Here is a 14,621-nt window from a genome sequence, read left to right on the forward strand (position 1 = left end):
CCGCACCTACCTCACAAAATAAGTATGCCTATTGCCAACCCCAAAAGAACGCTGAGCTTAAGCCCCACGTTCCCCGTTCTTTTGAACTTTTCGTTCTCTTCCGAATAACGCTCGTAAAATCTTTTGTTGTAATTTTCAAGCTCGTACAGTTGCGTTTCGGCGTCAGAACTACCGAGCGAAGTAAAAAAATCGGATACAAGCCTTTTTTCTTCCGCTTTGAGTAATTTGCCGTCAGGCTCGAATCTGTCGTACGGCGCGGCGCCGAATTTCGCTATTTGTCTACTAAGCTCCGTTTTGTCCGTTTGCGCGTATTCGTTTAAAATAGCGAACAAATTTTCATGACGGAACGAGATGTCGGCAATCAATTTTTCGGTGAGCTTTACGCACGAGTCAAAATATAAAACTTTGCTTTTTTTACGTTTTGTGTTCCAAAGTCCGACCATAGTCGAAGCCGTCATGCAAAGACACACTATAGTAAGCTTTGTAATCATTGCGGCTCTCCCCGCCTTATAGGACTGAAATCTTGATTGAAAATTCCTTCCAAAGTTCCCGCGCCGCTTCTTTCCGACAGTTCTACGAACCGTTCGAAAGACTTGTTTTTCAACAGTCGTTCGAAACCTCTCTTTTCCGCAAGTCGGGCGCAACAATCTGCGTGCACCGACGCAAATACGCAAACTCCGCTCGCTACGGCGTTTTCAACGGCGTCGGCGTCGTCTTTACCGCATAATTCGTCGGTAACTATAATATCCGGTTTGAGGGCGCGTATGCCGTGCATAAAGGCGTATTCTTTGGTGCAACCTGATATTACGTCGGAATTGAACCCCACGTTTAACGACGGTTTTCCGTTTGATACCGCCGCGATTTCTTCCCTTTCGTCGGCAATTAAAACGTTGTTGTGCTCAACGCGAGAAGCGGCGATTCTCGCAAGGTCGCGGAGCATAGTGGTTTTACCCGCGCCGGGAGGAGAAACTATTAAGGTGCTTTTGTAGCGAGTACCGTTAAACAGATACGGCTCCACTTTATTCGCGCACCCTATAACTTCGTGAGGAATGCGAATATTCAAAGCGGTAAAATTTTTCACGGTTTTAATGGCGCCGCCCTCGAACACTGTTTCGCCAGCCACTCCTATTCTTACTCCGCCGTCGAGCGTAAGATAGCCTTTGCATATTCTGTCGTTTACGGCGTACAGCGATTTGTCGCATGCTCTAAGCATTATTTGTTTTAAGTCGTCTTCCGTAAGTTTTAAAGCCCCTTCGGGCTTGTCCGCAATGCCGCCGCTTGTTAAATACGAATATCGCCCGCAGTAACTTACCGAAACTGCGCCGCCGCTACGCAAGCGCAACTCGCAAAGCTTGTCCGAACGCAAATTGCGAAGCGCGGACAGCACTGAAACAGGTAATATTTTTTCCAATACATACGGCACCATCCGTATAATGTATTCTAAAACTTTCTTAGGTATAACCTTAAATTTGCCGCAATATAAAAAACGGTCGCGCAAAAATGCCGCGCAACCGTTAAAAAGTTTTGATATTAAATTAAAATTATTAAAACGCTATTTCACGCGCTCCATGTATGTTCCCGTGCGGGTGTCAACACGGATTTTTTCACCTTGATTGATGAAAAGAGGAACCTGAATATTGTAGCCCGTTTCAAGCTTTGCGGGTTTATTGCCCGCTTTCGAGGTGTCGCCTTGAATACCGGGTTCGGTTTCGGCTATTTCGAGTTCCACAAAATTGGGCGGCTCTACCGAGAACGGAGCTCCTTTATACGACTGAACCGTTACGCACATTTCTTCTTTAACGAATCTGAGAGCGTCGGCAACAATCTCATAGTTAAGCGGAAGCATGTCGTAAGTTTCCATATCCATGAAATAATACAAACCGTCCGCATTATAAGAATATTGCATTTCTTTGCGCTCGATATGCGCGTTTTCGTACTTGTCCGACGGGTTAAAAGTTTGTTCCAAAACTTGTCCCGTTACCACGTTTTTGATTTTTGCGCGAACGAAAGCCGCGCCCTTGCCCGGTTTAACATGCTGAAAATCTACGATAACGTATACTTTTCCGTCTATTTCCACCGTTACGCCTTTTCTGAAATCACCTGCTGAAACCATTAGTTCCTCCTATAAATATAAATTCTTATTAAAGTTTGTTAAGTTAAGGACGTCGTCTTCTCTAACGACAACCAAATCTTCTATACGAACGCCGCCGAGCCCGTTGATATATATACCCGGCTCTACGGTTACAACCATTCCGGGCGAAAGCACAATTTCGCTCTTTTCCGAAAGGTTGGGGCTTTCGTGGATTTCTATACCCACGCCGTGCCCGAGCGAATGCCCGAATTCTTTGCCGTATCCGTTCGCCCGTATGTATTCGCGGGCAAGCGAATCAGCCTCCATACCCGTCATACCGGCTTTTATATGTTTTAAAGCGTAAGATTGGGCTTCCAAAACTATTCCGTGAATCGCTTTTAATTCGTCGTTAGGGCTGCCGAGCGTGAAAGTGCGCGTCATGTCGGAGCAATAGCCGTTAGCTCTCGCGCCGAAATCAATTAAAATCAATTCGTTTTTTTCAAGCTTTTTATCAGACGGATGATGATGAGGATTAGCCGAGTTCTCGCCGAAAGACACTATATTATCGAACGCGAGCGAATCCGCGCCCGACCTAATCATTTCAAACATGAGTTCCGCCGAAACTTCCCTTTCGGTTACTCCCGGTTTAATCATGGGAATAATTTTTGCAAGCGCTTTTTCGGCAATGCGCTGAGAATTCTCGATTTTGTCGATTTCATCCTGCGTTTTAACGATTCGCTTATCGGCAAGAATTTTACTCGCAGGTTCGAGTTTAAAATCGGAAAGAGCGGTTTCCATTTGCCTGTAATCGTTTACGGTAACGAAAAGCTCTTCGTAGCCTACTGTGCGAGCGTCAAGCCGTTTAAGTTCGCGCACCAAAGTGTCGTAAAATTCCGACGGCTTAACTATTATTACGTTGAAATCGCGCAACGTATTGCGTGCGTAATTTTCGTACCTGAAATCGGTGAAAAACAGTTTTTCGGTTGCCGTCAGTAAAACCGCGCCCGCCGACGTGTCTATTCCCGTAAAATACCGTCTGTTTGCGGGTGAGTTCACCAAATAGGCGTCTATGCTGTTATCGAACATTGTTTCCTCCGTTTTAAGTAGAGCGTCGAAAGCTTATTTCGAAACTCTCGGATATATTATACCATATAACCTACCGATTGTTCAATCGTTTTTATGAAAGTTTTTCATAATTAGCGCGTCATCGCTCATTGTTCCGTCCGATTCGCAAACAATATACGGCGTTAAACGGTATTCGTCTATCACGCTTGCAAGCGGTTCGTAGTCCGGTCCGTATACATTGTCTGCAAAAGTGAGGTGTTTAATTTCTCCGCTCGCTCCGTATTGTATTTTGGAAAAATGGATGTGCATGTTTTTTGTTTTCTCGTCGCCGAGTTCTTTCGCCGTTAGCTCTATAATCTTTTTATAATCGTCTTTTGTTTTAAGCGAGCCTTGCGAATACGAATTTATATGCCCGAAATCATAACACGGATACAACCTTGAATCCACTTTACAAAAATCGATAATTTCTTCCACCCGCCCTATTTGACGCATTTTCCCCATAGTTTCGGGGCAAATAATATAATCGGTAAATTCGGCATCGAAAGCCGCGTGCACGCATTGCATAAGATATTCGATGTTCTTTTTTGCAAGACTCACTGCGTCGGTACGCGCCGCCTCTCCGCAACTTGCGGGATGAAACACAACGCGAACGCCGCCCATTTTTTTAACAGCTACAACCGAATCCAAAATATAGCCTACCGATTTTTCAATCATGGATTGCGACGGGTTTGCAAAATTAGTGTAATAAGGCGCATGCGCGCTGATTTCGATATTATATTTTTCAAATTCTTCTTTTATTTTAGCCGCAGCTGCGTCGCCTATTTTAACTCCGCGCCCGAAAGAATATTCGAAAGCGGTGAGCCCGAGAGAGCTAAGCCATGCGGCTTCCTCGTATGTATGCTTATGCCCCGACGCATAAAAAGAATCCGAATTTCCGGAAGGTCCTATTCTCAACATAATATTTTCACCTCCAACTTGCGTCCGAATATATCTGATTTTTAAGTTCTTGCGGCGTGGCGAATTTTTTTATATCGCGCAGACGGCGCACAAACTCGACGCGGATTAGCTTCCCGTATAAGTCGCCGCCGAACTCCGATAGCATTGTTTCCACCGTTGCGCCGTATTCGTTAAACGTAGGCTTATTTCCCACGTTAGTAACCGATTTATACTTCTTTCCGTCAACCGAGCTTACGGTGGCGTATACGCCGTCTTTCGGCAAAAGCTTGTCCGAACCGTAATCTACATTTGCGGTGGGAAAATCGAAAAGTCTGCCCACCCCTCTGCCATGACAAACTTCGCCCTCTATAAAATAGCTGTGTCCGAGCAATGCGGCGGCTTGTTCTATATCGCCGCACAGCAATTTCGATTTTATTAAAGTGCTTGAAACGCGCAAGCCGTTATACATTACCGGCGGCACCACATTGCACGATATGCCGAGCCCGTTGCAAAAACTTGCCAAATATTCGGTGTCTCCTTCTGCACCTGTTCCGAATTTATAATCGTAACCGCACACTACGCCTTTAACGTTCAACCGAGAAGTTATCAAATTTAAAAACTCTTGTTTGGGAGTTTGCATGAGTTCTTTTGAAAACGGAACGGCAAACACAGCTTGCACGCCCGCGCTTTCGAAAAGCTTAGTTCGCTCGGAAAAAGTAAATATCAATTTTTCGCCTTTCGAAAGAAAGGGATACGGATTGTCGGAAAACGTCATAACGCACGACAGCGCATTTTTTTCTTTTGCCAAAGCCACCGTTTTCGATATTAAAGCGGCGTGCCCTCTGTGCACGCAATCAAAAAATCCGAGCGCCAAACATACGGGCAAATCGCATTCGGTATTTAAAGTAAACACTTTCATTGTCAGTCTCTCAAATACGTTTTGATTTTTAAAATTTCGCCAACGTTTTCGGCTATTCCGAATAATTCGCCTTTGCAGTAAAGAGCGTAACTAACGTTTTCCTCGCTTAAAGCTTTTATTTTTATACCGTTGCAAAGCGGAACATACAAATCGTCTGGAAGATTTAGTTTAGGCAATTCTTCGAGCGCTTCATCTACCGAAATTAGAGCTTCCTCTTTCAACTTTTCAAGCGTTTCCATGCTTACGGCGTTTTCAACGGAAAACCGCCCGCATACCGTTCGCTTAATTGAAATCATTGTGGCGCAAGAATTTAAACGTTTTGCAATGTCGCGGCAAACGCTTCGAATATAAGTGCCTGCCGAACAACATATTCGCATAAGATACGTGTTTTCCGCAGTTTGTTTAATTAGTTCTACGCGGTGTATTTCAACTTCGCAAGCCTGCAAATCGGCTATGCCGCCGTTGCGTGCAAGTTTATAAGCGCGCACGCCGCCTATGCTTTTGGCGCTGTATTGCGGCGGAATTTGCATTTGTTTTCCTTCAAACTCACACAATACGGCAATAATATCCTCTTTTTTTGGTATATTGTCTGTTGTTTCGATAACAATGCCGTCTCCGTCCAAAGTATCGGTGGCATAACCGAAACAAAATTCCGCCTCGTATTCCTTATCTTTTTTTAAATAATAATCGAATAACCGAGTCGCTTTGCCCACGCCGAGCAACAGAACTCCCTCGCCCGCAGGGTCGAGAGTACCCATATGACCTATCGCCTTTGTGCCTAAAATCTTTCTGCATGAAACAACCGCGTCGCTGCTTGTTATTCCCTTAGGCTTGTATAGGTTAAGCACTCCTTTCAAAGCGGCATTCCGTCGGTAACGGATTTAACGACTTTCCGCACGACGTCCTCGTAATGTCCGCTTACACTGCAACCTGCCGCAAGCTTGTGCCCGCCTCCTCCGAAAACGCCCGCTGCGGCAGCCACGTCAAGCCCTTTCGAACGGTAGCTCACTTTAAATTGCGGAGTGTTTTGTTCGGTTATGCACACAGCCACTTCAACCGAGCCGAGCATTGTTCCGTAGTCTATCAATCCTTCGGTGTCGGCAAGCACGCAACCGCATTCTTCCAAATCGGAAAGCCGTATGCTGATTACGCATATTTTCCCGTCGGCAAAAAAGCGCATTGATTCAATAGCTTTAGCTATCAGTTTCACTTTCCCGTAAGTGGCGTTTTTATAAATGTTTGAAGCAATTCGGTGCGGTTCGATTTTGCGCGAGCTCAAAGCCGCCGCAATTTCGAACACGCGCGAGTTGGTGTTGCTGTGCATAAAGTGCCCTGTGTCGGTCGAAAGCCCCACAAACAGATAATAAGCAACGGCGTCGTCGATTTCTCCGAGCGGCTCCAAAATATCGAACAAAACTTCGCATGTGCTACACGCTTCGGCTTTAACTATATTAGTTTCGGCAAAACGATTGTTTGTTTTATGGTGGTCTATATTGTAAGAATGAGCGGCTTTTTGTACATACCCTATGTATTTGCCCGTTCTCATATTGTCGGCGCAGTCCACGCATATAACAAGCTCGTATTCTTTGCAAACCTGTTTATTTAAAGCGTCGTAGCGCGGCAAAAAAGAAAAATGAGCGGGCACCGGCGAATCAAATACAAAATCGCACGGTTTAAAATGGTTTTCGCACACTCTTTTAAGAGCAAGCCCGGCGCCGATACAATCGCCGTCGGGCCTTTGATGACCGATTATTAAAACACTTTGCGCGTTTTTTATACTGTCAATTACCGTCATTCTTCTTGATTTCCTCTAAAATCTTATCGATTTGAGCGCTGTACTGCAACGAGTTGTCAATTAGAAAAGTAAGCTCCGGAATAGTTCTCAAATCGTGAAACTCCTTAGCGAGCTCTTTTCGTATAAACCCCGCGCAACGACAAAGCGTATCGAACGTTTCGCGGGTATGCTCGTCGTCGCCGAAGATTTCAACGCTGACTTTCGCCGTTTTCAAATCTTTCGCCACGTTTACCGACGAAACGCTGACCATAGAAGATATACGCGGGTCTTTAAGTCTTGCTATTATCTGCGAAAGCGTTCGGCGCATTTCGCTGTTTATTCTTTCGGCTCTGTAACTCATACTCTTATTATTTTACCGCTTCCAAATTGTATGCTTCGATTTCGTCGTTTTCGCGAATATCTGTGTACGCGTCTATATTTATACCGCATTCGTGCTCGACGCCCACCTCTTTAACGTCCTCTTTAAAGCGTTTGAGCGTGGTAATCGTTCCTTCGCAAACAACTTCGCCGTCGCGGTAGACGCGAACCTTGCTTCCGCGAACAATTTTGCCCGACAGCACATACGAGCCAGCTATTGCGCCTACGCCCGTAATCTTAAACACGTTGCGAACTTGTGCCCTACCCAAAATAATTTCGTTGTATTTGGGCTCGCCGAGTCCGAGAACGGCGCGTTCTATATCGTCGATACATTCGTATATAACGTGATAAAGTCTTATATCTATGCCGTTGCGTTCCGCCATAGCTTTCGACTCGTTGTCGGGACGCACGTTAAAGCCGATAATAATCGCTTTCGAAACTTCGGCAAGCATAAGGTCGGAATGGTTGATTGTTCCGACGCCGCCGTGAACAACCGTAAGCTTAACTTCTTCGTTCGCAAGTTTCAACAGCGAGCCGCGTATTGCCTCGACGGAGCCCTGAACGTCCGCCTTGATAATAACGTTGAGTTCTTTTTTCTCGCTCTCGCTGATTTTATTGAGCATGTCGTCCCATGTGACCTTAGTGCCCTGATTAGCTTGCTCGTTTTTGATTTTTGCGACACGTTCGGCAACAACTTGCCTAGCCATTTTTTCGTCGGAAACCACAAACATGTTTTCGCCGGCGTTAGGCACTTCGGAAAATCCGAGAATAGACACGGGTGTGCTGGGACCCGCTTCTTTAACGGCGCGACCTTTATCGTCCGCCATCGCGCGAACTCTGCCGCTGACGCACCCCGAAACTATATAATCCCCTACTCTTAAAGTTCCGTTTTGCACAATAACGTTCGCAATAGGACCTTTGCCCTTATCGAGTTTCGCTTCGATAATCGCGGCTTTTGCGCTGCGGTTGGGATTTGCGCGGTAGTTATTGTATTCGGCTAAGAATAAAACAGTTTCGAGAAGTTTTTCTATACCCGTTCCCGTTTTAGCCGAAATGGGTACCATCATAGTGTCGCCGCCCCATTCGTCGGCAACAAGACCGTATTCGGTAAGCGACTGCTTCACTTTTTCGGGATTCGCGCCCGGTTTGTCGATTTTGTTGATTGCAACTATCACGGGTACCTTAGCGGCCGCCGCATGATTGATTGCTTCGATTGTTTGAGGCATAATACCGTCGTCGGCGGCAACAACCAAAATCGCCATATCGGTAACTTTGGCGCCGCGCGCGCGCATTTCGGTGAACGCCTCATGTCCCGGCGTATCCAAAAACGTAATTTTTTCGTTTTTGCAAACAACCGAATAAGCGCCTATGTGCTGAGTTATGCCGCCGGCTTCGCCCGATGCGACCGCCGTTTTGCGGATAGCGTCCAAAAGCGACGTTTTGCCGTGGTCAACGTGCCCCATAACGGTGATAATGGGCGGACGTTTAACAAGGTCTTGTTCGTTGTCAACTTCGTCGTGAACGGCTTCGAGTTGCTCTTCTTTGGTTTGTTCGAGTTTAAGTTCAAGCTCCACGCCGAGTTCGTTGGCAACGAGCTCCATTGTGGGGAAATCGATTACGTCGTTTATCGAAGTCATTATGTCGAGCTCCATGAGCTTCTTAATGATTTCGTTGGCGGGTTTTCCTATTTTTTCGCTTAGAATTTTAACCGTGAGGTTTTCGGTTGTTATAACCGCTTTTTCTATTTTGGTAGGAACAAACACATGCTGTTCTTTTTGCTTGCGGTTTTTCAGCTTGCGCGTTCCCATGCGCTCTTCGTCGAAATCTTCTTGAATAAATCCCTTGCGAATCAAGGTGCGCTTATTCATGCCCTTTTTATCGTCGCCTTGTTTTGCGTGCTCTTTCTTCTTGTTGTCGAAAGGCTTGCGGGCGTTAGTAATAGAAGGCGGCGGCGCCATATCCGCGCGCGGCAAAAGCGGACGTTTTGCTCCGCCCGTTTGAGGGCGAGAAGCGCCTGTGCGCGGCGGCTGAGTTCCGCGAGGTCCCGAAGGGCGCGCTATGCTCTGCGGCGGACGAGGAGGCACGGGTTTCATTACGCCGCGAATATAACTCGGAGTAGCATCGAACTGACGGGTGCGAATTACCGGCTCCGCAGGCTTAACCGCAGGCGCGGGCTCTTCGACCTTAACTTCTTTTTTCTCTTCTTTAACGGGCTCTTCCGCAGCTTTGGGCGGCGCAAGCGGCTCTTCTTCTTTGGGAGGAAGAGGCAAAGGCTGTTTTACGGGCGCGGCAGCTTCGGCTTTTTTCTGTTGCTCCTCTTTCTTCTGCTTTTCGATTAAACGTTCGCGCTCTTTAAAGGCGTTCAAAAGCCCGTCGAGCTTACGACGCGTATCTTTGATATTGCCGAGCAGTGCCGAAAGCTCGCCTTGCGTTTTCAAAGCGTTAAGCCGTTTTATATTGCCGAATTTGCTTTCTTCTTTTTCGGTTTCCGCACTTTTGCCTGTTGTTGTCAATTACTTTACCTCCGAACCGATTAAACGGTAGTTCTCTCCGAGCCTCAATAACATTGCTTCCGACATTTGCTTATCGAGCACGGCAACCACCTTACAGTTTTTTCTGCCTACCGCGTTTTCCAACATATTGTCGGATAGCACTACCGGCACACGCTTTTTTTCCGCAACCGCAAGTACTTTCTTTTTTGTGTTCTCGGTTGCGGTATTACACAAAAATATTATGTGATAACGTTTTTTAGACGATTCCAACGTGTCGGCGCCGTAAATCGCTTTTCCGGATTTAACCGCAAATCCGAGCAACGAATCAACTTTGTTTCTTATCACCGTAAGCCGAACGTATCTCCTCGTATATTTGCGGCGGAATTTCGCATCCCAAATGTTTGCCAAGAAGTCCTTTTGCGGATTTATCAATACATTTGGGGTTAGAGCAAATATATGCTCCGCGTCCGTTCTTTTTGCCCGTTACGTCTACCGACACAACGCCGTCGGGCGATTTCACCACTCTTAAAAGCTCGCGGCGGTCGAACATTTGCCTGCACGACACGCACATTCTTTGAGGGTTCTTTTTAATTTCGGAATTACTCAAGTTCTCCCAAATCCTCGTCGAACAAATCCGTTTCCGCGTCGGCGGGCATCGCCGCAGGTTCCGCCGCAACGGTTTCTTCCTCTTCGCCCGATTCGTCGGAATCCTCTTTCATAAGCGACGAATACGGTTTAACGTCTATCTTCCAACCCGTAAGACGTGCCGCAAGACGCGCGTTCTGTCCGTCTTTACCTATTGCAAGGCTTAACATTTCGTCCATAACAACGGCTTTCGCGGTTTTTTCCTCGTCGTTCACCTGCACCATAACAACTTTGGCGGGGCTGAGAGCGCGCGCGATAAATTCCAAAATATCGGGGCACCAATGTATTATATCGATTTTCTCGCCTCCGAGTTCCGAAACAATCGCGTTTACGCGCATACCGCGATTTCCTACGCAAGCGCCTACGGCGTCGATGTCTTTATCTTCGCTGTAAACAGCCATTTTGGTGCGGTAGCCCGCTTCGCGCACTATCGACTTAATAGTTACGAGACCTGCGGCAATTTCGGGCACTTCGATTTCGAACAATCTTTTCACAAATCCCGAAACGGTGCGCGAAACGATAATCTGCGGACCTTTGGGTCCGGTTTTTATTTTTTTAACGTAAACTTTGATTTTGTCGCCTACCGCAAATTTATCGTTGGGCGCCTGGTCTTGCGGCATGAGCACCGCTTCCAACTTGTTAATTTCAACGTAAACGTTTTTGCCTTCCAGCCTACGCACCACGCACGTTACGAGTTCGTCCTCTTTCTGGCTGAGTTCGCTGTATGCAAGCTCGCCCTCCACTTCGCGCAACTTTTGCATTATAACCTGTTTTGCGGTTTGAGCCGCAATTCTGCCGAAATCGCTCGGAGAAATTTCCTCTTTCACAATATCGCCGATTTTATACTTGCGGTCGATTAAACGGGCGTCTTCAAGGCTTATTTGCGTGTCCTTGTCTTCCACCTGCTCAACAACCGTTTGAAAAGCTATAATCTTTATGGTATTGCGCTCGGGCACAAGCTTAACCGTTATTGCCTTGCTCGTTCCCGTGTGTTTTTTATATGCGATTACAAGCGCCGTTTCGAGCGCTTCTATAAACACCGATTTTTTGATTCTTTTTTCTCTTTCGAGCTCGTCGAGAGCCGCGAAAAAATCTTTCTTTATCATTTTATGTTTGTCCTCCACTTTATTCGAATTTAACCAACGGACGAACGAATACTACTCTTGTAAGTTCTATGTTTTCGTCGCCCGAAGGAGTTGAAATTTTTACGGTGTTTTCCGTTTTTTCAACAAGCACGCCTTCGTAAAACTTTTTTCCTCGCAACGGCGCATACAATTTAATTTCCACTTCTTTGCCGTAATTGCGCTCGAAATCGCGTTGGGTTTTAAACGGTCGGTCAAGTCCGGGCGAAGAAATATTGAAAATATACGGCTTGTCGTCAGTCGGGTTGAGTTCGTCGATTACGGGATTTACGGCGTTATGAACCGTTTCGCAATCGTCTATAGTAACGCCGCGAGGAATATATATATAAACCGTTAAATTCATTCCGTCCGACTTTTTGACGTATTCAACGTCAACGACTTCGAACCCGAGTCGCTCGATAACGGGCGTTAGCGCCTGTCTTGTTTTTTCAGCTACGGCGTTTTCCACACTTCCGTCCTTTACATGAATTGAGAGCGGGCGAACCGCCCACTCTCAAAGCATAAATTTAAAGCTACATATATTTTAGCACAATCAACCGAAATTTGCAAGCGTTTTCAACCGAGTTTTGCAGCTAATTTCGTAAAAACTTCCATAGTTGCCCACGCGTCGTATATAGCGCGGTGCGCCCCTTTGTTTTCCACGTTGAAAAATTTGGTTAAAGTTCCCAACTTATAATTTTTAAGTCCGGGAAAATACGTTTTCGCCAAAGAGAGCGTGTCCATAAGATTATTATCGAAAAATATGTGTAACGGCGCGCCGTAAGCTTTTATAAACCCGTGGTCGAACTGAACGTTTTGCCCCACCAAAATAGCGCCGTCGGTGAATTTATAAAAATCGGTTAAAACTTCTTCGACATGCGGTTGCCCTTTAACGTCGGAATCTTCTATATGAGTGAGCTTTGTAATGCGTTCGGGTATGGGAATTTCAGGGTCGATAAACGTGGAAAAAGTTTCGGTTATTTTTCCGTCGCAAACTTTAACCGCGCCTATTTCGATAATTTTATCGGAGTCGGGATTAAAACCCGTTGTTTCTATATCGAAAACGCAAAAAGTTTTTCCGAGCATAAACGGAGGAATTTTCTTTTCCTCAACCTGCGCCTCGAACAGTGAAAACTGCTTTTCTTCAACATATTTTTCGGGAAAAACCGAACTATATTCGTCGGGAACTCGGCGGCGAAGCCTGTTCGGAACAAAATTTTCGGGAAGAGTGCAAAACGAAATGTCTTTAATTATAAAAGATTTCGCCCCTTCGCCTCTGTATGTATCCTCGTCTATTTTTCCGCGAGCAACAATTTGTTTCCCTTGCGTCAATAATCCGAATTGCTCCACCGTTTTTTTAGTGGGAAAATATACGCAAGAAATTTTTCCCGTGTAATCCTCGATAGAAAATTTATAAAACTTTTTATCCGACTGCGTTTCGCCCTCTTTCGGCTTCCGCTGTTGTTCGTATATTTTAGACACCGTTCCGCACAATACCGCGACTTCCTTAGGCGCAGTAACGTCTTCGATATATCCTGCGGGCTCATATATGATTTTCCCGATAAACTCTTCGACGTTTTGCGGACGTATCAGCCTACCCTCTTCGGGGCGGTCGAGAACGTAGTTTCCGAGTTTCGGAGCACGCTCTTCGCTCGCTTTTATTGTGTTTTCACGCGATAAAAGTTCGAGAATTATTTTCTCGCAAAAATTCGCGCTCAAAAAATCTTCTATGTCGTCTTGAATTTTTTGCGCAACGCAATAATCGTGCACGCTCTCGTCAAGCGTCAGTTTTATAACATACGAACCGTCGTCTTGCGGCTCGCACAAAACGTCTTTGTCGGTTAAAGTGTTCGAAAGCGTCGGATAAGCCGCCAAAAACGCAAAAAAGTCCGCCTTGAAAAAGTCGAAATCAAAATGACTTTTTTTCAGCTTGATGTTTACTTGCGCCGTGCTTTGAATCAGCTTTTTAAAAGTGTTTACTATGTATTCGCGGCGCTCGGTAAGCGTCTGTTCTTCAGACGCGGGATATATGAAATTAAAATCGCAAGTGCATTTGCGTACGTTCACGTTCACAGACGAAAGCTTGATAAAATCAAACTTATTTTCCGTGAGTTCATTGAATTTGCTGAGCACTTTTTCCATATTTTCCTCAAGAATTTTCGCTTATGTGTTCGTCAAGCAATTTTTTCAGTTCGGCAACTATATTTTCGTTGCTTACCGTTTTAAGAATTTTTCCGCGAGAGAATATCACGGATTTTCCTTCGCCGCCCGCAACTCCGAAATCAGCTTCCGCAGCTTCTCCCGGCCCGTTCACAACGCACCCCATAACCGCCACTTTCAGCGGCAAAGCCACGTTTTCGAGCATAGCTTCCACTTCGTCGTATATCGCCGAAAGATTGACTTTACAACGCGAGCAAGTAGGACAGGAAATTATTTCGCAATTTTTTTTCAACCCCAAAGCTCCGAGAATTTTGTTCGCAACCTCCGCTTCTTGCACGGGGTTGCCCGTTAAAGACACGCGAATTGTGTTGCCTATTCCGTCTAACAACAGCGAGCCTATTCCGATTGACGATTTAACTATTCCCGCAAGCTTTGCTCCGCTTTCGGTAATGCCGAGATGCAAAGGATAATCGCATTTTTCGTTAAGCAATCTATACGCTTGCGTGCACGTTTTCACATTAGAAGATTTTACCGACAACACAATATCGTAAAAGCCGAATTTTTCCAAAAGCGCCGCGTGACAAAGTGCGCTTTCGCACAATCCTTCGGCGGTTCTTCCGTATTTTAATTCAATGTCTTTTTGAAGAGAGCCTCCGTTCACGCCTATTCTTATGGGAGTGCCGTTCGCTTTGCACACTTCCGTAAGTTTTCTGACGTTTTCGTTAGAACCTATGTTTCCGGGATTAAACCTGACTTTTTTAAAGCCGAGCTCGCTGCATGCCGCCGCAAGTTTCCAATCGAACTGTATGTCGGCAACCAAAGGCGCTTTTGCTTCTTTCACCAATTTGCGACATGACGCCAAATCGTCGTTGTTGCAAACCGCGAGCCGAATAATGTCGCATCCGACCCGCTCCAACTCACGGATTTGAGACAAAGTCGAATCGAAATCGGCAGTCGCAGTGTTAGTCATAGACTGCACCGACACTTTCGCGTCTCCGCCTATAATAACGCGACCTACCGCAACTTTTCTTTTTTCGCGCACAACAGCCTCCGTATTTTT

Annotated in this window: 16 protein-coding genes and 1 pseudogene; all 17 read right to left on the reverse strand. The window is 45.9% G+C overall.

The features are described 5' to 3' along the window. Window positions 1–11: 11 nt before the first annotated feature. Window positions 12–491 (reverse strand): stage III sporulation protein AB, encoded by a 480-nt coding sequence (locus NFR62_RS02040; protein WP_251613009.1) that lies wholly within the window; start codon window positions 489–491, stop codon window positions 12–14. Beyond that, entirely contained in the window at window positions 488–1,411 is a 924-nt protein-coding gene (locus NFR62_RS02045; protein WP_251613012.1) for an ATPase, T2SS/T4P/T4SS family, read from the reverse strand. The genes NFR62_RS02040 and NFR62_RS02045 overlap by 4 nt, the downstream gene beginning before the upstream one ends. Window positions 1,412–1,552: 141 nt before the next feature. Continuing rightward, window positions 1,553–2,113 (reverse strand): elongation factor P, encoded by a 561-nt coding sequence (gene efp / locus NFR62_RS02050; RefSeq protein WP_251613015.1) that lies wholly within the window; start codon window positions 2,111–2,113, stop codon window positions 1,553–1,555. Between the two features lie 9 nt (window positions 2,114–2,122). Beyond that, complete coding sequence (locus tag NFR62_RS02055) at window positions 2,123–2,824, reverse strand: M24 family metallopeptidase (RefSeq protein ID WP_338049882.1); 702 nt, start codon at window positions 2,822–2,824, stop codon at window positions 2,123–2,125. Beyond that, window positions 2,813–3,160, reverse strand: a pseudogene (locus NFR62_RS10165) (aminopeptidase P family N-terminal domain-containing protein); the annotation flags it as partial. The pseudogene NFR62_RS10165 and the gene NFR62_RS02055, both read right to left, overlap by 12 nt. A 78-nt stretch (window positions 3,161–3,238) precedes the next feature. Continuing rightward, window positions 3,239–4,093 (reverse strand): TIM barrel protein, encoded by an 855-nt coding sequence (locus tag NFR62_RS02060; protein ID WP_251613021.1) that lies wholly within the window; start codon window positions 4,091–4,093, stop codon window positions 3,239–3,241. A 7-nt stretch (window positions 4,094–4,100) separates the two neighbouring features. After that, window positions 4,101–4,991 (reverse strand): bifunctional riboflavin kinase/FAD synthetase, encoded by an 891-nt coding sequence (locus tag NFR62_RS02065; protein WP_251613024.1) that lies wholly within the window; start codon window positions 4,989–4,991, stop codon window positions 4,101–4,103. A 2-nt stretch (window positions 4,992–4,993) separates the two neighbouring features. Then, window positions 4,994–5,839, reverse strand: coding sequence for a tRNA pseudouridine(55) synthase TruB (gene truB / locus NFR62_RS02070; protein WP_251613495.1), 846 nt, complete (start codon window positions 5,837–5,839; stop codon window positions 4,994–4,996). Between the two features lie 5 nt (window positions 5,840–5,844). Continuing rightward, a complete protein-coding gene (locus tag NFR62_RS02075) occupies window positions 5,845–6,786 on the reverse strand; it encodes a DHH family phosphoesterase (protein ID WP_251613027.1) in 942 nt (313 codons plus the stop codon). Next, complete coding sequence (gene rbfA, locus NFR62_RS02080; protein WP_251613029.1) at window positions 6,773–7,126, reverse strand: 30S ribosome-binding factor RbfA; 354 nt, start codon at window positions 7,124–7,126, stop codon at window positions 6,773–6,775. Before rbfA ends, NFR62_RS02075 begins: the two co-directional genes overlap by 14 nt. Before the next feature lie 7 nt (window positions 7,127–7,133). After that, window positions 7,134–9,656, reverse strand: coding sequence for a translation initiation factor IF-2 (gene infB, locus NFR62_RS02085; RefSeq protein WP_251613032.1), 2,523 nt, complete (start codon window positions 9,654–9,656; stop codon window positions 7,134–7,136). Further along, a complete protein-coding gene (locus NFR62_RS02090) occupies window positions 9,657–9,980 on the reverse strand; it encodes a L7Ae/L30e/S12e/Gadd45 family ribosomal protein (RefSeq protein ID WP_251613035.1) in 324 nt (107 codons plus the stop codon). Next, window positions 9,961–10,242, reverse strand: coding sequence for an RNase P modulator RnpM (gene rnpM / locus NFR62_RS02095; RefSeq protein WP_251613037.1), 282 nt, complete (start codon window positions 10,240–10,242; stop codon window positions 9,961–9,963). The genes NFR62_RS02090 and rnpM overlap by 20 nt, the downstream gene beginning before the upstream one ends. Beyond that, a complete protein-coding gene (gene nusA / locus NFR62_RS02100) occupies window positions 10,235–11,386 on the reverse strand; it encodes a transcription termination factor NusA (protein ID WP_251613040.1) in 1,152 nt (383 codons plus the stop codon). The genes rnpM and nusA overlap by 8 nt, the downstream gene beginning before the upstream one ends. Before the next feature lie 19 nt (window positions 11,387–11,405). Further along, on the reverse strand, window positions 11,406–11,870 hold the full coding sequence (locus tag NFR62_RS02105; RefSeq protein WP_251613042.1) for a ribosome maturation factor RimP: 465 nt from the start codon (window positions 11,868–11,870) through the stop codon (window positions 11,406–11,408). A gap of 107 nt (window positions 11,871–11,977) precedes the next feature. Next, window positions 11,978–13,543 carry an exonuclease domain-containing protein gene (locus NFR62_RS02110; RefSeq protein ID WP_251613045.1) on the reverse strand — a complete coding sequence of 522 codons (1,566 nt, stop codon included), beginning with the start codon at window positions 13,541–13,543 and terminating at the stop codon, window positions 11,978–11,980. A gap of 7 nt (window positions 13,544–13,550) precedes the next feature. Beyond that, window positions 13,551–14,603: a flavodoxin-dependent (E)-4-hydroxy-3-methylbut-2-enyl-diphosphate synthase gene (gene ispG, locus NFR62_RS02115; protein ID WP_251613048.1), complete on the reverse strand. Its 1,053-nt coding sequence runs from the start codon at window positions 14,601–14,603 to the stop codon at window positions 13,551–13,553. Window positions 14,604–14,621: the final 18 nt, after the last annotated feature.

Origin of the sequence: Pumilibacter muris (assembly GCF_943193045.1) — a bacterium.
Classification (GTDB): Bacteria; Bacillota; Clostridia; order Christensenellales; family Pumilibacteraceae; genus Pumilibacter; species Pumilibacter muris.